The sequence below is a fragment of the Pseudomonas sp. GW821-FHT07F01 genome, from assembly GCF_059418825.1.
Map to the genome: position 1 here is coordinate 261,335 of NZ_JBWKQO010000008.1, position 18,569 is coordinate 279,903.

Genomic DNA, 18,569 nt, shown 5'->3' on the forward strand with positions numbered 1-18,569 from the left:
GCTAGGGTGGTGTCGGCTCGGCTTTGTCGAGTTTGACCTCGAAGCCGTATTCGACGGCATTGAGTTCGCTGCGCTCGTAGCTTTCCAGTTGGCTGGGCTGGCCGTAGAAGTAATGCACGTCGAACAGCGCGGGCCCGTTGTTCGAGGCGCCGTGGCTGACGGCAAGGATCTCCTTCAGGTACTGGCCACTGTCGTCCTTGGCATAGAAGCGCCAGGCATCCGCGGGAAAGAGCTTCTGGTCGACTATCAGGGCATTGCCCTTGAGCTCCAGGCCCTTGGGCAGTTGCTGGGCACTGATGGTCTTTTTCTCGATGTTGGCGAGAAACAGCGGGATAGAGCCGACGGCATAGGCCGGGGTTTCCGGGAACAGGTTCAGGTCATAGGTGATGACGCCACGCATGGGGTCGATTTCAAAGGCCTCGTCCGGCAGTTCGATCGGTTCGCCACGCTGGCCCTTGTCGTCCTGAGTGAAGAAGGTCAGCGGGGTGTCGCCGGCATTGAACTCCGAGCCCAGCAGTTCGTCGTTGAAGGTCCGCGGATGGCTGAACTCAATGCGTGCCGCACTGGCATCTTCCACCGATTGGCTGATGGTCACGGACTTTTTCAATGAGTCCTCATCAAGCTCCGCGCCCTTGAGGTAGCTGGCGGCCTGATCGTCATAGACCACCACCGGCATCGGCAGTGGCTGGATGTTCTTGTCGGTGGTGAGCCGATCGAAGCGGTGTACCGGCAGGTCGAGGTCCTTGCGGGTCACGCTGGCCTGAGCGAAGTCGAGTACGGCGACCTCCAGCTTGTCGATCTGGCCGTTGAAATACACCTTGGCGTAATGCTGGGTGTGCTGCTGGTCGAAGGCTTTCTGCTCATCCTCCAGTTGCTTCTCGAAGGCCTCGCTCCAGCTCTTCTGCTTCTGCATCTCGGCCAGTTGCTGGCGGTAAAAGGCGACTTGCTGGGCGCTCTCATTGATCGAGCCCGACCGAGAGAGGATTTGCCCGCTGCTGTCCCGAGCCTGCGCCAGCAAGGGGTTGAGGGAGGCGTCGTCGGCTTCCTCAGGCAGGGCGGCGTTATTGCTCAGTTCGATCTCGGCGACATTCTTTTCCAGCGCCAGCAAGGTCAGGCTGATGTTGCCGTCCTGGCGTGGCTTGCCGATGTCGGCCCGGGTCAGTTCGAAGGTCAGGGTGCGGCCGGGAGCTATCACTTCCAGCTTGCCCTGCAGCGAGACCGGCTGCGGCTGGTTCTTGTTGTCCACTTCCAGGCCCTCGATGAAGGGATAGGTCACGGTCAGGTCATCCGGGTTGGTCAGGTTGGAACTGGACGGGCTGAGTTGAATCCCCGGGTCGGTTTCCGACCATTCGGGCTGAAAGGGGATGACCTTCTTGTTGCTCAGGGTGACGGACTGCCACTCCAGGCCATGGGGAAAGGGGAACTGCGCGGGCATGTTGAAGCTGAAGGGGAACACCGGCTGCAGGTCGGTCAGGTAGTCCGAGCTGGAGGGCTTGCGCAGCACGAACAGGCCATTGACGTAGGTGTCCACCAGCGCCTGGGCCGTGGGGTAGTGCTTGAGCAGGGCCAGGCTGTCGTCACCGTATTCGGTTTCGATCGGCTTGCTGTCTAGCTTGATCTGCGCACGCTCGAGCAGCAGCAGTGAGCCGCCGAGGTCGGCGATGGCGTCCTTGAGCTTGGGGTCCTGGATGGCGTCCAGGGATTTTTCAAACTGTGCGGTCCTCTCTTCGAGGCTGGCCTGCTTCTTTTCGTCGCTGGGTGAACAGCCGCCGCTGATCAGCAGCGCCAGACCAAGGCCGAAGCTGGCCAAAGGCAATCGCAAATCCATTTTCCAGTCTTCCTGTCCAGTGTCGGTGGGCGGTGGCAATGGCTTCGACACTAGCAGAAAAAACGTTTGGAAAAACCCGTGGGGCAGGGGATTGTCTGTGGTTTATGGGCTTTTGGCGCGCTGATATACTCGCCGCCGTTTTTACACCGGGTACGAGATTCAATGGAACGTTTTATCGAAAATGCAATGTATGCCTCACGCTGGCTGCTGGCGCCGATCTACTTCGGATTGTCCCTGGGCCTGCTGGCACTGGCATTGAAGTTTTTCCAGGAAGTCTTCCACGTTATTCCCAATGTGTTCTCCATGGCCGAGTCCGACCTGATCCTGGTGCTGCTGTCGCTGATCGACATGGCGCTGGTGGGTGGCCTGCTGGTGATGGTGATGATTTCCGGCTACGAAAATTTCGTGTCGCAGCTGGACATCGATGAGGACAAGGAAAAGCTCAGCTGGCTGGGCAAGATGGATTCTTCGTCGCTGAAGATGAAAGTGGCGGCGTCCATCGTCGCGATCTCCTCGATCCACCTGCTGCGGGTGTTCATGGACGCCAAGAACACCCCCACCGAGTACCTGCTGTGGTACGTGGTGATCCACATGACCTTCGTGATCTCGGCATTTGCCATGGGGTACCTGGACAAGCTGACCAAGCACTGACCGCCCCCTGCCCACCGGACACCTGCCGCCCGGCCGTTGCGAAACGGACGGGCGGCGTTGTTTGTGGCTTGTGCTTTTTCCGGGCGGGGCATATGCCTGTAGGGGTCATGGCTTTCAATTGCACGAGGTGCGCTCATGAACCTGCAGGAAATGAATGCCTACGCCATTGCCGGAAAAGTCGATGAGTTGAACCTGATTTCGCTGGAAGGCGGAATCTACCTGCTTGAGGCGCGCATGCACGGGGCTGCATACCCGTTGAGCGACGCCCATGGGCAGATGTTTCATCTGCGTTCGGTGGAGCATGCCCGTGAAGTGCTGCAGTCGTTTCCCAAGCTGCCGTTCAACCTGATCCACACCTCGGTGCATGACGAGATGTGCGGGTTGTCTGCCAGCGCCGAGGAAAGCCTCAAGGTGCCAATCACCCTGCACTCCGGCTGGTAGCGCCGGGGTTGCGCTGATTGTCGCCGGACTTCTGTGCTAGTCTGCTCGCCCTTTTGGTTCCGGGCGCTCCGGAAGGTGCTGTGTTTCCACGGCCTTTCCCGAGCCGTCCGCACAGCGGAGCAGTGTCATGTCCGAAGTAAATCTGTCCACCGACGAAACCCGCGTCAGCTACGGCATCGGCCGTCAGCTGGGCGACCAACTGCGTGACAACCCGCCACCGGGCGTGAGCCTGGATGCAATCCTGGCCGGTCTGACCGACGCTTTCGCCGGTAAGCCGAGCCGTGTGGGTCAGGAAGAAATGTCTGCCAGCTTCAAAGTCATCCGAGAAATCATGCAGGCTGAAGCCGCTGCCAAGGCCGAAGCGGCTGCCGGTGCCGGTCTGGCATTCCTGGCGGAAAACGCCAAGCGTGAAGGCATCACCACCCTGGCTTCCGGCCTGCAGTTCGAAGTTCTGACCCAGGGCGAAGGCGCCAAGCCATCCCGTGAAGACAGCGTTCGCACTCACTACCACGGCACCCTGATCGACGGCACTGTGTTCGACAGCTCCTACGAGCGCGGCCAGCCTGCCGAATTCCCGGTTGGCGGCGTGATCGCTGGCTGGACCGAAGCGCTGCAACTGATGAACGCCGGTAGCAAATGGCGTCTGTACGTGCCGAGCGAACTGGCTTACGGCGCACAAGGCGTGGGCAGCATCCCGCCGCACAGCGTCCTGGTGTTCGACGTCGAGCTGCTGGACGTTCTGTAACCCCTGTAGGAGCCAGCTTGCTGGCGATGAAGGCTGCGCACTCGCGGTCTGCTCATCGCCGGCAAGCTTGCCCCTTGATCGGCTTAGGTTTCATAGACGGATTTTTGCGCCCAGGCTTTGACCATCGGTGCCGGTCGGCCGCAAGGCTCTGGCGTAGCAGAACAAAAACAGGTTGCGCACCAATTCCTTGAGTACCAGCGGTTCGCTGGAGCTCAGGCCGTTCAGGTCCAGATCTCCCTGGTCCTGCAGCTCGTTCAGGGCTTCCTCTTCCAGTACCGCACAGACTTCCCCGGTTTCCCGATGCAGGATTCGCAGGTAAGGGTGTGGGCGGTCCAGCCAGGCATCAATCAAATAAGTCATGGTCGTCATCTCCTTGAATGGGGTTCAATGAGAATAATTCTTATTCAATGAATAGCAAGTGCCTATTGGCGGTTTCTGCTTTTTTCTGTGCAGAAATTGTTTTCGATCAAATCGACTGGCTTTCTGCTAGCAAGGTTGCGGGTTGACCGAGCGGGGAGGGGCGTAGGGGGGGACCCTCTCGCGGCGGGCGCGAGAGGGGGTGGATTCAGACCTTGCGGACGAACTCGGACTTGAGTTTCATCGGGCCGATACCGTCGATCTTGCAGTCGATGTCATGGTCGCCATCGCACAGGCGGATGTTCTTGACCTTGGTGCCGACCTTGACCACCAGCGAGGTGCCCTTGACCTTGAGGTCCTTGATCACGGTAATGGTGTCGCCGTCTTGCAGCACGTTGCCCACCGAATCTTTCTTCACGGCTTCATCGGATACGGCTTCGGCTTCACCGCTGGCGGACCACTCGTGGGCGCACTCAGGGCAGATCAGCTGGGTGCCGTCCTCGTAGGTGTATTCGGAATTGCATTTTGGGCAGGGTGGCAAAGTGCTCACTTAAGCTCCTCAAAGTCAGGATGGCTAAAAAGCGCACATTGTATAGGGTTTTGTGGGCGAGAGGGGATGAAGGGGGGGCAGGGCAACGAGCCGGCTCCTGTGATGAGCAGGAGCCGGGCTGTTTAGTGGGTGCGGGCGACGGCGAATTCGCTCAGTTCCACCAGGGCATCGCGGTACTCGCTCGGTGGCAGGGCTTCCAGGCAAGTGATGGCGCGCGCAACGTAATCGCGGGCCAGTTGTGCGGTGTAGTCCAGGGAACCCGAGGCCTCGACGGCGGCACGGATGCTTTCCAGATCTTCGATGCCGCCTTTCTGGATCGCCTGGCGAACCAGGGCTGCCTGCTCCGGTGTGCCTTCGCGCATGGTGTAGATCAGCGGCAGCGTCGGCTTGCCTTCTGCCAGATCGTCACCGACGTTCTTGCCCAGGGTCTCGGCATCGCCGCGGTAGTCCAGCAGGTCGTCCACCAGTTGGAAGGCCACGCCCAGATGGTCGCCAAAGGTGCGCAGGGCCTCGGCCTGTTCCTCGGTGGCGCCGGCCAGTGCGGCGGCGCTGTGGGTCGAGGCTTCGAAGAGCATCGCGGTCTTGCCGCGGATGACTTCCATGTAGGTTTCTTCGGTGGTGCTGGCGTCACGCACCTTGGAGAGCTGCAGGACTTCGCCTTCAGCGATGATCCGGGTGGCCTGGGACAGGATGCGCATGACCGGCATCGAGCCGAGCTCGACCATCATTTCGAACGAGCGCGAGTACAGGAAGTCGCCCACCAGTACGCTGGGAGCGTTGCCCCACATGGCGTTGGCGGTTGAGCGGCCACGGCGCATGCCGGACATGTCGACCACGTCGTCATGCAGCAGAGTGGCGGTGTGCAGGAATTCGATGGTGGCGGCCAGCAGGCGCAGGTCGTCGCCTTCGCGGCCCAGGGCCTTGCCGCACAGCAGCACCAATAAAGGACGCAGGCGCTTGCCTCCGGCCGAGGTGATGTAATCGCCGATTTTGGAAACCAGCGGAACTCGGGAGGTCAGCTGTTTCTTGATGATGCCGTCGACGGCGCTAAAATCGTCCGCCACCGCGCGGTAGAAAGCTTGGGGTTGCATCAGCGACAGGTGCTCCAGAAGGGTTGCGCGGCATGCTAGGACCCACGTCCGCGGGTGTCAAGGCGCGGTCCCGCACGGCTAAAGCCCCGACGGGCTGTAATTTGTCAGGGTAAAACACTGGGGTATAGTCGCGTGCTGCCATTAAACCCTGGTTTCAGGGGGTTAGGTCCCCGGCGCCAGGGCTGGCAGCGTTGTCCGACGTGGCCTGAACGGCACTTGCAAGGCCATTGAGCCTTGCGTACAATCGCGCACCCTGAACTTCCTGGGCAGCACCTGCCTTACGCAATTGCACTTGGGCCGTTCCAGCCCCATGCAGCCATGCCAGCCAATACCTCTTCTTATAAAGAGCTGGGTGAGCAGGATTATCGGAGAAATACCATGTACGCAGTAATCGTTACCGGCGGTAAGCAATACAAGGTCGCTGAAGGTGAATACCTGAAGATCGAAAAACTGGAAGTCGCTACTGGCGAATCCGTGACTTTTGACCGCGTTCTGTTGGTCGCCAACGGCGACGACGTGAACATCGGCGCACCTGTTGTTGCTGGCGCAACCGTCAAGGCTGAAGTGATCTCCCAAGGTCGTCACGATAAAGTCCGCATCATCAAGTTCCGTCGCCGTAAGCACCACATGAAGCGTATGGGCCACCGCCAGTGGTTCACCGAGATCAAAATCACCGGTATTCAGGCTTAATTTCAGCCTAATTCCTCACTAGGAGAATTGAACTCATGGCACACAAAAAAGCTGGTGGTAGTACCCGTAACGGTCGCGACTCAGAAGCCAAACGCCTTGGCGTGAAGATGTATGGCGGCCAGGTCATCAAGGCCGGCAACATCATCGTGCGTCAGCGCGGCACCCAATTCCACGCTGGCTACGGCGTTGGCATGGGTAAAGATCACACCCTGTTCGCGAAAATCGAAGGCGTGATCAAGTTTGAAGTAAAAGGCGCCTTCGGTCGTCGTTACGTGAGCGTCGTCGCAGCTTAATTGCGCGATCGCTGGAAAAGCCCTGTCTCGCGACGGGGCTTTTTCGTTTGTGGGATGAGTCTCTTGCAAAACTGTTTGTACGAGCTGCCAGCGTTGGATGTTTCGGTCGTTGATTGAGGTCGCTGCGCTCATTTTTGCAAGAGTCTTATGTCTTAGTGCTTTTCAGCTCGCCCGTGTGGCGAGAGGCGTTTGAACATGAAGTTTGTTGATGAAGTATCGATTCGAGTAAAGGCTGGCGACGGCGGCAATGGTTGCATGAGTTTCCGTCGGGAAAAGTTCATCGAAAACGGTGGTCCCAACGGTGGTGATGGTGGTGATGGCGGCTCGATCTACATGGTCGCCGACGAAAACCTCAATACCCTGGTGGACTACCGCTACACCCGGCACTTCGATGCCGAGCGCGGCTCCAACGGCGGCAGTACCGACTGCACCGGCAAGAAGGGTGAGGATCTGGAGCTGCGGGTTCCGGTCGGTACCACGATCATTGATGCGGGCACTCAGGAAGTCATTGGCGACCTGACCAAGGCTGGCCAGCGGTTGATGGTGGTGCAGGGCGGCTGGCACGGTTTGGGTAATACCCGTTTCAAGTCCAGTACCAACCGTGCGCCGCGCCAGACCACTCCGGGCAAGCCGGGTGAGCAGCGTGATCTCAAGCTGGAACTGAAGGTGTTGGCGGACGTGGGTCTGCTGGGCTTGCCGAATGCGGGCAAAAGTACCTTTATCCGCTCGGTGTCCGCGGCCAAGCCGAAGGTGGCCGATTACCCGTTCACCACCCTGGTGCCGAACCTGGGTGTGGTCAGCGTCGATCGCTGGAAGAGCTTCGTGATCGCCGACATTCCGGGTCTGATCGAGGGTGCTTCCGATGGTGCCGGCCTGGGGATTCGCTTCCTCAAGCACCTGGCGCGTACGCGCATCCTGCTGCACCTGGTGGACATGGCGCCGCTGGATGAAAGCAGCCCGGCGGATGCGGCAGAGGTGATTGTCAATGAGTTGATGAAGTTCAGCCCGTCCCTGGCCGAGCGCGAGCGCTGGCTGGTGCTGAACAAGTCCGATCAGATCCTCGAGGAAGAGCGCGAGGAGCGGGTCAAGGAAATCGTTGATCGCCTGGAGTGGACGGGGCCGGTATACGTGATCTCGGCCATCTCCAAGGATGGTACCGAGCGCCTGAGCCGCGACATCATGCGTTACCTGGAGGATCGTGCCGATCGCCTGGCAGCCGACCCTGCCTATGCCGACGAGTTGGCTGAGCTGGATCAGCGCATCGAAGACGAGGCGCGTGCCCAGTTGCAAGCCCTCGACGATCAGCGTGCTCTGCGCCGCAGTGGCGTGAAGAGTGTCCATGACATCGGTGATGATGACTGGGACGAAGAAGACGTTGACGATGAAGATGGTCCGGAAATCATTTACGTCCGCGACTGATTCGGCAGGAGCGGGCTTGCCCCGCGAAGACGGTTTATCTGGCAGGGTGCGGTGTTATCATCGCTGCCAAGCCAGCTTCCAAGGCGCCGCTCATTTGAGCGGCGTTTTGGTGTCTGCAGGATACAAATACGAATAACCCCATGAGTGGCGCTCGGTCGCGTCGCTCGCTGGCAAAGGTTGAATAAGATGCGGAGCAAGGTGACAGGTGCGCAGCGCTGGGTCGTTAAGATCGGCAGTGCGCTGCTGACGGCGGACGGCAAGGGGCTGGATCGCACGGCAATGGGTGTGTGGGTGGAGCAGATGGTGGCCTTGCATGAGGCCGGCGTCGAGCTGGTACTGGTTTCCTCCGGTGCTGTAGCGGCCGGCATGAGCCGCCTGGGCTGGACCGCACGACCGAGTGCGATGCATGAGTTGCAGGCCGCTGCGGCCATCGGCCAGATGGGGCTGGTGCAGGCCTGGGAGTCGAGCTTTGCCGAGCATGGCCGGCATACTGCACAGATTCTCCTGACCCATGACGACCTCTCCGATCGCAAGCGCTACCTCAATGCTCGCAGTACCTTGCGTGCCCTGGTGGAGCTCAAGGTGATCCCGGTGATCAACGAGAACGACACCGTGGTGACCGACGAGATCCGCTTTGGCGACAACGATACTCTGGCGGCGCTGGTGGCCAACCTGGTTGAGGCTGATCTGCTGGTGATTCTTACCGACCGTGACGGCATGTTCGATGCCGACCCGCGTAACAATCCTGATGCCCAGCTGATCTATGAGGCGCGGGCCGACGACCCGGCGCTGGATGCGGTGGCCGGTGGTACGGGCGGTGCGCTGGGGCGTGGCGGCATGCAGACCAAGTTGCGTGCGGCGCGGCTGGCTGCGCGTTCCGGGGCGCATACGATCATCGTTGGTGGGCGTCTGGATCGCGTGCTGGACCGCCTCAAGGCTGGCGAGCGCATCGGCACCTTGCTATCGCCGGAGCGCGGCATGCTGGCGGCACGCAAGCAGTGGCTGGCCGGGCATCTGCAGACCCGTGGCACCCTGGTGCTGGATGAGGGGGCGGTGTCGGCTCTGTCCCAGGGTAACAAGAGCCTGTTGCCGGTGGGGGTCAAGCAGGTCCAGGGTGGTTTCCGGCGTGGTGAGATGGTGGTGTGCGTAGCGCCGGATGGTCGTGAGATTGCTCGTGGCCTGGCCAACTACAGTGCGCTTGAGGCGCAGAAGATCATTGGTCAGCCGTCCGACGCTATTGTCGGTGTCCTGGGGTATATGGCGGAGCCTGAACTGGTACACCGCGATAACCTGATTCTGGTGTAAGTGGCGTAAGGAAAAGCGTATGCGCGTAGCAAAAGGATTGTTGGGCTTGCTCTTGGCGATGCCGTTCATGGCTTCGGCCGAGGAGATTGGCCAGGTGTCCACGGTGTTCAAGTTTGTCGGGCCGAATGACCGGATCGTGGTCGAGGCTTTCGATGATCCCAAGGTCGATGGGGTGACGTGCTATCTGTCGCGAGCCAAGACGGGTGGACTCAAGGGTGGCCTGGGCCTGGCGGAAGATCGTGCGGAAGCCTCCATTGCCTGTCGTCAGGTGGGGCCTATTGCGTTCAAGGGTGAGCTCAAGGATGGCGACGAGGTATTCAAGGAGCGCACCTCGCTGGTATTCAAGACCATGCAGGTGGTGCGTTTCCTGGATAAGAAGCGCAATACCCTGGTGTACCTGGTCTACAGCGATCGCCTGATCGAGGGTAGTCCGCAGAATGCGGTGACGGCTATCCCGATTCTGCCCTGGCCGCACCCGTAACGGAGTTTCTCCTGGCATGCTGGCCCTCTGTTGAAGGCGGGGCTGGTTTGCCGGGTGGGTAAATCGCGGGCAATAAAAAACCGACCCTTGGGTCGGTTTTTTAACAAGCGTGTCGCTTAGGCTGCAGCAGCAAGGTTCAGAGCCTTGATGTGGCCATTCAGACGACCTTTATGGCGAGCAGCCTTGTTCTTGTGGATGATGCCTTTATCGGCCATGCGGTCGATAACTGGCACAGCCAGAACATAAGCAGCTTGCGCTTTTTCAGCGTCTTTTGCGTCGATGGCTTTAACTACATTCTTGATGTAGGTACGAACCATGGAACGCAGGCTGGCGTTGTGGCTGCGACGCTTCTCAGCCTGTTTTGCACGTTTTTTGGCGGAAGGTGAGTTGGCCACCGTCGAGCTCCTCGAAAGACTTTTTGGGAAATAGCAAACAAAATAGGCCGCGAATCATGCCGATGAGTTGAAGTCTTGTCAAGGGCGGGTGATGCGTTCCGCTGAGTGGTCGATCTGAAGAGGCGGGATATTTATTTCCGGCGCTTGACCTGTAAACTCGCGAGCTTTGGCTCTGTGCTGTTGCGGCGCGGAGTATCGCATAAGTGGGTGTCTTTTCGCCTGCTGTTTATCTACAAGGCGCAAAACCTTTTCATGAACCTGCTCAAGTCGTTGGCCGCCGTCAGCTCTATCACGATGCTTTCCCGGATACTGGGGTTTGTGCGTGACACCATCATCGCGCGCACTTTCGGTGCCGGGATGGCCACCGATGCCTTCTTCATTGCCTTCAAGCTGCCCAACCTGCTGCGGCGCATCTTTGCCGAAGGAGCGTTCTCCCAGGCGTTCGTGCCGATCCTGGCGGAATACAAGAGCCAGCAGGGGGAAGAGGCGACCCGTACCTTCATTGCCTATGTCTCGGGTCTGCTGACCCTGGTCCTGGCGCTGGTGACGGCTTTGGGCATCATCGCCGCGCCCTGGGTGATCTGGGCCACGGCACCGGGGTTCGTCGACTCTCCGGAAAAGTTCGCCCTGACCTCTGACCTGTTGCGGGTGACCTTTCCTTATATATTGCTGATCTCGCTGTCGTCTCTGGCCGGGGCAATCCTCAATACCTGGAATCGTTTCTCGGTGCCGGCCTTCGTGCCGACCCTGCTCAACGTCAGCATGATCATTTTTGCGGTGTTTCTGACGCCGTATTTCGATCCGCCAGTGATGGCTCTGGGCTGGGCGGTGCTGGCTGGCGGCCTGGCGCAGTTGCTGTATCAGCTGCCGCACCTGAAGAAGATCGGCATGCTGGTGCTGCCACGCCTGAACCTGCGGGATACCGGGGTCTGGCGGGTGATGAAGCAGATGCTGCCGGCGATTCTCGGGGTTTCGGTGAGCCAGATCTCGTTGATCATCAACACCATCTTCGCCTCTTTCCTGGTAGCCGGTTCGGTGTCGTGGATGTATTACGCCGACCGCCTGATGGAGCTGCCGTCCGGTGTGCTGGGGGTGGCGCTGGGCACCATTCTTCTGCCGACCCTGGCCAAGACCTACGCCAGCAAGGACCGCCACGAGTATTCGCGGATTCTCGATTGGGGCCTGCGCCTGTGTTTCATCCTGGTGCTGCCGTGCTCCCTGGCCCTGGGTATCCTCGCCGAGCCGCTGACCGTGTCACTGTTCCAATACGGTGAGTTCAGTGCCTTCGATGCGTCCATGACCCAGCGTGCGCTGGTGGCTTATGCCGTGGGTTTGCTGGGGATCATCGTGATCAAGGTGCTGGCGCCGGGCTTCTATGCGCAGCAGAACATTCGTACACCGGTGAAAATCGCCATCTTTACGCTGATCGTCACCCAACTGCTCAACCTGGCTTTTATCGGCCCCCTGAAACACGCGGGCCTGGCCCTGGCCATCAGCGCCGGGGCCTGTATCAACGCCGGACTGCTGTTCTACCAGTTGCGCAAGCAGCAGATGTTCCAGCCGCTGCCAGGGTGGGGGCGGTTCACCTTGAAGTTGCTGTTGGCGGTCGCGGTCATGTCCGCGGTGTTGCTGGGCCTGATGCATTTCATGCCGGCCTGGGATCAAGGCCACATGCTCCAGCGGTTCCTGCGCCTGGGCGTGCTGGTGGTGGCTGGGGTGGTGGCATATTTCGGCATGCTGGCGCTGCTGGGCTTCCGTTTGCGCGACTTCAATCGCAAAGCCTTGAACTGACGGCTGTTTAGTCGCCAGGGCAGGGCAGGCATCGGTTTTGTCGGATCAACCACATTGGGTGCGGTGCTGCCTGTCGTCGGCCGCCGGGTGTGGTTATAATCGACCACTTTATGAGCAAGAAGCGCGTTATGCAGCTGGTTCGAGGCCTCCACAATCTGCGCCCCCAGCATCGGGGCTGCGTCGCCACTATTGGCAACTTTGACGGTGTTCACCGTGGTCACCAGGCTATCCTGGGCCGGCTGCGCGAACGTGCGCTCGAGTTGGGCGTGCCCAGCTGCGTGGTGATTTTCGAGCCCCAGCCGCGGGAATTCTTTGCCCCCGAGACGGCTCCGGCGCGTCTGGCCCGCCTGCGGGACAAGCTGCAGTTGCTGGCTGACGCCGGTGTCGACCGGGTGCTGTGCCTGGCCTTCAACCAGCGCCTGAGCAAACTCAGCGCCAGCGAGTTCGTCGAGCGAATCCTGGTGGATGGCCTGGGTGTACAGCACCTGGAAGTGGGTGATGACTTCCGCTTCGGTTGCGACCGGGTCGGTGATTTTGACTTCCTGCAGCAGGCCGGAGCCACCCACGGCTTTACCGTGGAGGCGGCGCAGACCGTCGAGCTCGACGGCCTGCGGGTGAGTAGTACCCAGGTTCGCAATGCCCTGGCCGCCGCCGATTTCGATCTGGCCGAGCGCCTGCTGGGTCGCCCGTACCGCATTGCCGGGCGGGTGTTGCACGGCCAGAAACTGGCGCGCCAGTTGGGTACGCCCACTGCCAATGTGCAGTTGAAGCGCCGTCGCGTGCCGCTTTCCGGGGTGTACCTGGTGAGCGTCGAGCTCGATGGCAGGACCTGGCCCGGCGTCGCCAATATCGGCGTGCGGCCCACGGTTGCAGGTGATGGCAAGGCCCACCTGGAAGTACATCTTTTAGATTTTGCCGGCGATCTGTATGACCGGCGTTTGACGGTGGTTTTCCACCACAAGCTGCGTGAAGAGCAGCGTTTCGCCTCCCTGGAGGCGTTGAAGACGGCGATCAATGCGGATGTTGCCGCCGCCCGTGCCCAAGTGGCACGTATCCATAGCGCCAATCGCTAATGAAGAGCCTTAAATGACCGACTATAAAGCCACGTTAAACCTTCCGGACACCGCCTTCCCAATGAAGGCCGGCCTGCCTCAGCGCGAACCACAGATTCTGCAGCGTTGGGACAGCATTGGCCTGTACGGAAAGTTGCGCGAGATTGGCAAGGATCGTCCCAAGTTCGTACTGCACGACGGTCCTCCCTATGCCAACGGCTCGATTCACATCGGTCATGCGGTCAATAAGATTCTCAAGGACATGATCATCCGCTCGAAAACCCTGGCGGGTTTCGACGCGCCTTACGTTCCTGGCTGGGACTGCCACGGTCTGCCGATCGAGCACAAGGTCGAGGTGACCCACGGCAAGAACCTGTCCTCGGACCAGACCCGCGAGCTGTGCCGCGCCTACGCTTCCGAGCAGATCGAAGGGCAGAAGGCCGAGTTCATCCGCCTGGGTGTGCTGGGCGACTGGGCCAATCCCTACAAGACCATGAACTTCGCCAACGAGGCCGGCGAGATCCGTGCCCTGGCGGAAATGGTCAAGGGCGGCTTCGTGTTCAAGGGCCTGAAGCCGGTGAACTGGTGCTTCGACTGCGGCTCGGCCCTGGCTGAAGCAGAAGTCGAGTATCAGGACAAGAAGTCCGCGACCATCGACGTGGCCTTTCCGGTCGCCGACGAAGCCAAGCTGGCCGGCGCCTTCGGCCTGGCCAAGCTGGCCAAGCCTGCTGCCATCGTGATCTGGACCACCACCCCCTGGACCATCCCGGCCAACCAGGCGCTGAACGTACACCCTGAGTTCAACTATGCCCTGGTCGACACCGGCGAACGCCTGCTGGTGCTGGCCGAAGAGCTGGTGGAATCCTGCCTGGCCCGCTACAACCTGGAAGGCTCGGTGATTGCCACGGCTCCAGGTTCGGCCCTGGAACTGATCAATTTCCGTCATCCGTTCTACGATCGTCTGTCGCCGGTGTATCTGGCCGAATACGTGGAGCTGGGTGCCGGCACTGGCGTGGTTCACTCGGCCCCGGCCTATGGTGAAGACGACTTCGTGACCTGCAAGCGTTATGGCATGGTCAACGACGACATCCTCAATCCGGTGCAGAGCAACGGTGTCTACGCGACATCGCTGGAGCTCTTCGGCGGCCAGTTCATCTGGAAGGCCAACCCGGCCATTGTCGACAAGCTGAGCGAAGTCGGTGCGCTGCTGCACACCGAAACCATCAGCCACAGCTACATGCACTGCTGGCGCCACAAGACCCCGCTGATCTATCGCGCCACCGCGCAGTGGTTCGTTGGCATGGACAAGCAGCCGGAAGCCGGCGACACCCTGCGCCAACGCGCCCTGCAAGCCATCGAAGACACCCAGTTCGTACCGGCCTGGGGCCAGGCACGCCTGCACTCGATGATCGCCAACCGCCCGGACTGGTGCATCTCCCGCCAGCGCAACTGGGGTGTGCCGATCCCGTTCTTCCTGAACAAGGAAAGCGGCGACCTGCACCCACGCACTGTCGAGCTGATGGAAGAAGTGGCCCAGCGCGTCGAGCAGGAAGGCATCGAGGCCTGGTTCAAGATGGACGCCGCTGAGCTGCTGGGCGACGAAGCCGCCCAGTACGACAAGATCAGCGACACCCTGGACGTCTGGTTCGACTCCGGCACCACTCACTGGCACGTGCTGCGCGGTTCGCACCCCATGGGCCACGAAAGCGGTCCGCGGGCCGACCTGTACCTGGAGGGCTCCGACCAGCACCGTGGCTGGTTCCACTCGTCCCTGCTCACCGGTTGCGCCATCGACAACCACGCGCCGTACCGCGAACTGTTGACCCACGGCTTCACCGTGGACGAGAACGGCCGCAAGATGTCCAAGTCCCTGGGCAACGTGATCGCGCCACAGAAGGTCAACGACACCCTGGGTGCCGACATCATGCGCCTGTGGGTCTCGGCCACCGACTACTCCGGCGAGATGGCGGTTTCCGATCAGATCCTGCAGCGCAGCGCCGACGCCTACCGGCGGATCCGCAACACTGCGCGTTTCCTGCTTTCCAACCTGAGCGGCTTCAACCCGGCCACCGACCTGCTGCCGGCCGAAGACATGCTGGCCCTGGACCGTTGGGCCGTGGACCGTACCTTGTTGCTGCAGCGCGAGCTGGAGCTGCACTACGGCGAATACCGCTTCTGGAACGTCTACTCCAAGGTGCACAACTTCTGCGTGCAGGAGTTGGGCGGCTTCTACCTCGACATCATCAAGGACCGCCAGTACACCACCGGCGCCAACAGCAAGGCGCGCCGCTCGGCGCAGACCGCGCTGTACCACATCTCCGAAGCGCTGGTGCGCTGGATCGCACCGATCCTGGCCTTCACCGCCGATGAGCTGTGGGAATACCTGCCGGGCGAGCGTAACGAATCCGTGATGCTCAACACCTGGTACGAAGGCCTGACCGAATTGCCCGCTGACTTCGAACTGGGCCGCGAGTACTGGGAAGGCGTGATGGCCGTCAAGGTTGCGGTGAACAAGGAGCTGGAAGTTCAGCGCGCGGCCAAGGCCGTCGGTGGCAACCTGCAAGCCGAAGTCACCCTGTTTGCCGAGGATGGCCTGGCCGCTGACCTGGCCAAGCTGAGCAACGAACTGCGTTTCGTGCTGATCACTTCGACCGCCAGCCTGGCCCCGTTTGCCCAGGCACCAGCGGACGCCGTGGCCACCGAAGTACCGGGCCTCAAGCTCAAAGTCGTCAAGTCGGCCTTCCCCAAGTGCGCTCGTTGCTGGCACTGCCGTGAAGACGTCGGCGTGCACCCTGAGCACCCGGAAATCTGCGGTCGTTGTGTAGACAACATCAGCGGAGCAGGCGAGGTCCGTCACTATGCCTAACGCCGCAGGCCGTTTCGGCCGTCTGGGCTGGCTGTGGTTGAGCGTGCTGGTCCTGGTCATCGACCAGGTCAGCAAGCTGCACTTCGAAAGTTCGCTGAGCATGTACCAGCAGATCGTGGTGATCCCGGATTACTTCAGCTGGACCCTGGCCTACAACACCGGCGCCGCCTTCAGCTTCCTCGCCGACGGCTCCGGCTGGCAGCGCTGGCTGTTCGCCCTGATCGCGATTGCGGTCAGTGCGGTGCTGGTGGTCTGGCTCAAGCGTCTGGGGCGCAATGAAACCTGGCTGGCCATCGCTCTGGCGCTGGTGCTGGGCGGGGCCCTGGGTAACCTGTACGACCGCATCGCCCTGGGCCATGTGATCGATTTCATCCTGGTGCACTGGCAGAACCGCTGGTACTTCCCGGCATTCAACTTCGCCGACAGTGCCATTACCGTTGGCGCGGTGATGCTGGCCCTGGATATGTTCAAGAGCAAGAAAACCGGAGAAGCCGTTCATGACTGAACAGGTATTGACTGAACAACGCATCGGTCAGAACACGGAAGTCACTTTGCATTTCGCATTGCGCCTGGAGAACGGCGACACCGTAGACAGCACGTTCGACAAGGCCCCGGCGACCTTCAAGGTCGGCGATGGCAACCTGCTGCCAGGGTTCGAGGCGGCGCTGTTCGGCTTCAAGGCCGGCGACAAGCGCAACCTGACCATCGAACCGGAAAACGCCTTCGGCCAGCCCAACCCGCAGAACGTGCAGGTCATCCCGCGTTCGCAGTTCCAGGACATGGAGCTTTCGGAAGGCTTGCTGGTGATCTTCAACGATGCGGCGAACACCGAGTTGCCAGGTGTGGTCAAAACTTTCGATGACGCGCAGGTGACCATCGATTTCAACCACCCGCTGGCCGGCAAGACCTTGACCTTCGACGTTGAAATCATCGACGTCAAAGCGCTTTAAAAGCATCGCCGGCATGCCGTCTTCTATTATCCAGGAGCCGGCTGCCGGCGATCCGCTGTCTACAACGATCTAACTTCTTGCGCGCAAGACACGAGGCACAGCATGCAAATCAAACTCGCCAACCCCCGTGGCTTCTGCGCCGGCGTGGACCGGGCGATCGAAATCGTCAATCGCGCCCTGGAAGTCTTCGGGCCGCCGATCTACGTCCGGCATGAAGTGGTGCACAACAAATTTGTCGTCGAAGACCTGCGCAATCGTGGAGCGATCTTCGTCGAAGAGCTGGACCAGGTGCCGGATGATGTCATCGTCATCTTCAGCGCCCACGGTGTTTCCCAGGCGGTGCGCAGCGAGGCTGCAGGTCGTGGCCTCAAAGTGTTCGACGCCACCTGCCCGCTGGTGACCAAGGTGCATATCGAAGTGGCGCGCTACAGCCGCGACGGCCGTGAATGCATCCTGATCGGCCACGCCGGCCACCCCGAGGTCGAAGGCACCATGGGCCAATACGACGCCAGCAATGGCGGCGCCATCTACCTGGTGGAAGACGAAAAGGATGTGGCCGAATTGCAGGTGCGCAACCCCGAGCGCCTGGCATTCGTGACCCAGACCACCTTGTCCATGGATGACACCAGCCGGGTGATCGATGCCCTGCGTACACGTTTCCCGGCCATCGGCGGGCCGCGCAAGGATGACATCTGCTACGCCACGCAGAACCGTCAGGACGCGGTCAAGCAACTGGCCGACGAATGCGACGTGGTGCTGGTGGTCGGCAGCCCCAACAGCTCCAACTCCAACCGCCTGCGCGAGCTGGCCGAACGCATGGCCACCCCGGCCTACCTGATAGACGGTGCCGAAGACCTGCAGCGCAGCTGGTTCGATGGTGTGGAGCGCATCGGCATTACCGCCGGCGCCTCGGCCCCGGAAGTGCTGGTGCGTGGCGTGATCCAGCAACTGCAGGCCTGGGGTGCCACCGGCGCCGATGAGCTGGCCGGCCGCGAAGAAAACATCACCTTCTCCATGCCCAAAGAGCTGCGGGTTCGCTCGCTGCTCTGATCAGCCGACGCCTGCACACAAGGCCTGCTCGGCGTTTTCCCTGCGCAGGCTGACCCTCCCGCTACGTGACAGCACCACTTGATGGCGGCTGTACTCCTGGCCTGCCTGGCAGACATGGAGTGTTCCGGCCTGGAAGGCGCCACTGGGCAGCAGCGGATGGCCCAGGGCACTGAAGCGCACGAAGTGCTGCACCGGGCGATTGCCCACGATCAATACCTGCCCACTGCCTTGGCGCTCGATCAGTTGCGGGTTGCGTGCGTCCTGGGCGCCCTTGCCGCTGATATCCAGGATGATCCTCCAGCCCCGGCTCCAGTCGTCCTCCAGACCATGGATCAGGACCGTGCGCTGGTGCAGGATCGCTGCCGCCCGGGCGTTGCGCAGGCCACTGGCGAGCATCTGCGCGGCGTCCTGCTGGCGATTGGAGCGCAGCAGCTCACTCATGGCGCTACCGGAAAGCGGCAGCAGCAGGGCCAGCAGAACCAGTGCGGTCAGCAGTTCAATCAGGCTGAAGCCTTTCTCATGCATGGGGTCTCCCTCCCTGGGGACGACGGTTTCACGCAATCCGTGCGTGTTCATTGAGCAAATGGCCAAAGCGCCGGTCTATGGAGGGTCCG

20 protein-coding genes are annotated in these 18,569 nt (G+C 60.9%); 14 read left to right on the forward strand and 6 right to left on the reverse strand.

Annotated features, from left to right (window positions below):
• Position 1 precedes the first annotated feature (1 nt).
• A complete protein-coding gene (locus AC07R1_RS28170; protein WP_065363652.1) occupies positions 2-1,828 on the reverse strand; it encodes a hypothetical protein in 1,827 nt (608 codons plus the stop codon).
• 162 nt (positions 1,829-1,990) lie between these two features.
• On the opposite strand from AC07R1_RS28170, the gene AC07R1_RS28175 reads away from it, so the two are divergent.
• The 3 genes from AC07R1_RS28175 (at position 1,991) to bamJ (ending at position 3,665) form a co-directional block, all read left to right on the forward strand.
• Complete coding sequence (locus AC07R1_RS28175) at positions 1,991-2,479, forward strand: TIGR00645 family protein (RefSeq protein WP_015637095.1); 489 nt, start codon at positions 1,991-1,993, stop codon at positions 2,477-2,479.
• Positions 2,480-2,614: 135 nt separating this feature from the next.
• Entirely contained in the window at positions 2,615-2,920 is a 306-nt protein-coding gene (locus AC07R1_RS28180) for a DUF6482 family protein (RefSeq protein ID WP_011063559.1), read from the forward strand.
• A 127-nt stretch (positions 2,921-3,047) separates the two neighbouring features.
• Entirely contained in the window at positions 3,048-3,665 is a 618-nt protein-coding gene (gene bamJ / locus AC07R1_RS28185; RefSeq protein WP_007924751.1) for a BamJ family beta-barrel-assembly machinery protein, read from the forward strand.
• A 90-nt stretch (positions 3,666-3,755) separates the two neighbouring features.
• Here bamJ and AC07R1_RS28190 read toward each other — a convergent pair whose 3' ends face one another.
• From AC07R1_RS28190 to AC07R1_RS28200, 3 genes are all read right to left on the reverse strand, one after another.
• A complete protein-coding gene (locus tag AC07R1_RS28190) occupies positions 3,756-4,025 on the reverse strand; it encodes a PA4570 family protein (RefSeq protein WP_011063558.1) in 270 nt (89 codons plus the stop codon).
• A gap of 205 nt (positions 4,026-4,230) precedes the next feature.
• Positions 4,231-4,572 carry a zinc ribbon domain-containing protein YjdM gene (locus AC07R1_RS28195; protein ID WP_011063557.1) on the reverse strand — a complete coding sequence of 114 codons (342 nt, stop codon included), beginning with the start codon at positions 4,570-4,572 and terminating at the stop codon, positions 4,231-4,233.
• Between the two features lie 122 nt (positions 4,573-4,694).
• Positions 4,695-5,663, reverse strand: coding sequence for a polyprenyl synthetase family protein (locus tag AC07R1_RS28200; RefSeq protein WP_011063556.1), 969 nt, complete (start codon positions 5,661-5,663; stop codon positions 4,695-4,697).
• A gap of 378 nt (positions 5,664-6,041) precedes the next feature.
• Between AC07R1_RS28200 and rplU the strand changes: the two genes are divergently transcribed.
• From rplU to AC07R1_RS28225, 5 genes are all read left to right on the forward strand, one after another.
• Positions 6,042-6,353, forward strand: a complete 312-nt coding sequence (rplU, locus tag AC07R1_RS28205) for a 50S ribosomal protein L21 (protein WP_003228361.1) — start codon at positions 6,042-6,044, stop codon at positions 6,351-6,353.
• A 35-nt stretch (positions 6,354-6,388) separates the two neighbouring features.
• Positions 6,389-6,646 carry a 50S ribosomal protein L27 gene (gene rpmA, locus AC07R1_RS28210; protein WP_003228360.1) on the forward strand — a complete coding sequence of 86 codons (258 nt, stop codon included), beginning with the start codon at positions 6,389-6,391 and terminating at the stop codon, positions 6,644-6,646.
• A 195-nt stretch (positions 6,647-6,841) separates the two neighbouring features.
• Positions 6,842-8,065, forward strand: coding sequence for an Obg family GTPase CgtA (gene cgtA, locus AC07R1_RS28215; protein WP_011063554.1), 1,224 nt, complete (start codon positions 6,842-6,844; stop codon positions 8,063-8,065).
• A 186-nt stretch (positions 8,066-8,251) separates the two neighbouring features.
• A complete protein-coding gene (gene proB / locus AC07R1_RS28220) occupies positions 8,252-9,370 on the forward strand; it encodes a glutamate 5-kinase (RefSeq protein ID WP_011063553.1) in 1,119 nt (372 codons plus the stop codon).
• A 19-nt stretch (positions 9,371-9,389) separates the two neighbouring features.
• A complete protein-coding gene (locus AC07R1_RS28225) occupies positions 9,390-9,851 on the forward strand; it encodes a CreA family protein (protein WP_011063552.1) in 462 nt (153 codons plus the stop codon).
• A gap of 116 nt (positions 9,852-9,967) precedes the next feature.
• Here AC07R1_RS28225 and rpsT read toward each other — a convergent pair whose 3' ends face one another.
• A complete protein-coding gene (rpsT, locus tag AC07R1_RS28230; RefSeq protein WP_007924739.1) occupies positions 9,968-10,246 on the reverse strand; it encodes a 30S ribosomal protein S20 in 279 nt (92 codons plus the stop codon).
• 252 nt (positions 10,247-10,498) lie between these two features.
• Here rpsT and murJ point away from each other — a divergent pair, with 252 nt between their 5' ends.
• From murJ to ispH, 6 genes are all read left to right on the forward strand, one after another.
• A complete protein-coding gene (gene murJ / locus AC07R1_RS28235; RefSeq protein ID WP_011063551.1) occupies positions 10,499-12,037 on the forward strand; it encodes a murein biosynthesis integral membrane protein MurJ in 1,539 nt (512 codons plus the stop codon).
• A gap of 128 nt (positions 12,038-12,165) precedes the next feature.
• Positions 12,166-13,110 (forward strand): bifunctional riboflavin kinase/FAD synthetase, encoded by a 945-nt coding sequence (ribF, locus tag AC07R1_RS28240; RefSeq protein WP_011063550.1) that lies wholly within the window; start codon positions 12,166-12,168, stop codon positions 13,108-13,110.
• A gap of 13 nt (positions 13,111-13,123) precedes the next feature.
• Positions 13,124-15,955, forward strand: coding sequence for an isoleucine--tRNA ligase (ileS, locus tag AC07R1_RS28245; protein WP_342403757.1), 2,832 nt, complete (start codon positions 13,124-13,126; stop codon positions 15,953-15,955).
• On the forward strand, positions 15,948-16,460 hold the full coding sequence (gene lspA, locus AC07R1_RS28250) for a signal peptidase II (protein WP_011063548.1): 513 nt from the start codon (positions 15,948-15,950) through the stop codon (positions 16,458-16,460). Before ileS ends, lspA begins: the two co-directional genes overlap by 8 nt.
• Complete coding sequence (gene fkpB, locus AC07R1_RS28255; protein ID WP_011063547.1) at positions 16,453-16,905, forward strand: FKBP-type peptidyl-prolyl cis-trans isomerase; 453 nt, start codon at positions 16,453-16,455, stop codon at positions 16,903-16,905. Before lspA ends, fkpB begins: the two co-directional genes overlap by 8 nt.
• Before the next feature lie 102 nt (positions 16,906-17,007).
• Positions 17,008-17,955, forward strand: coding sequence for a 4-hydroxy-3-methylbut-2-enyl diphosphate reductase (gene ispH, locus AC07R1_RS28260; RefSeq protein ID WP_011063546.1), 948 nt, complete (start codon positions 17,008-17,010; stop codon positions 17,953-17,955).
• Here ispH and AC07R1_RS28265 read toward each other — a convergent pair whose 3' ends face one another.
• On the reverse strand, positions 17,956-18,480 hold the full coding sequence (locus AC07R1_RS28265) for a GspH/FimT family protein (protein ID WP_236203390.1): 525 nt from the start codon (positions 18,478-18,480) through the stop codon (positions 17,956-17,958). It lies immediately after the preceding gene.
• Between the last annotated feature and the right edge of the window lie 89 nt (positions 18,481-18,569).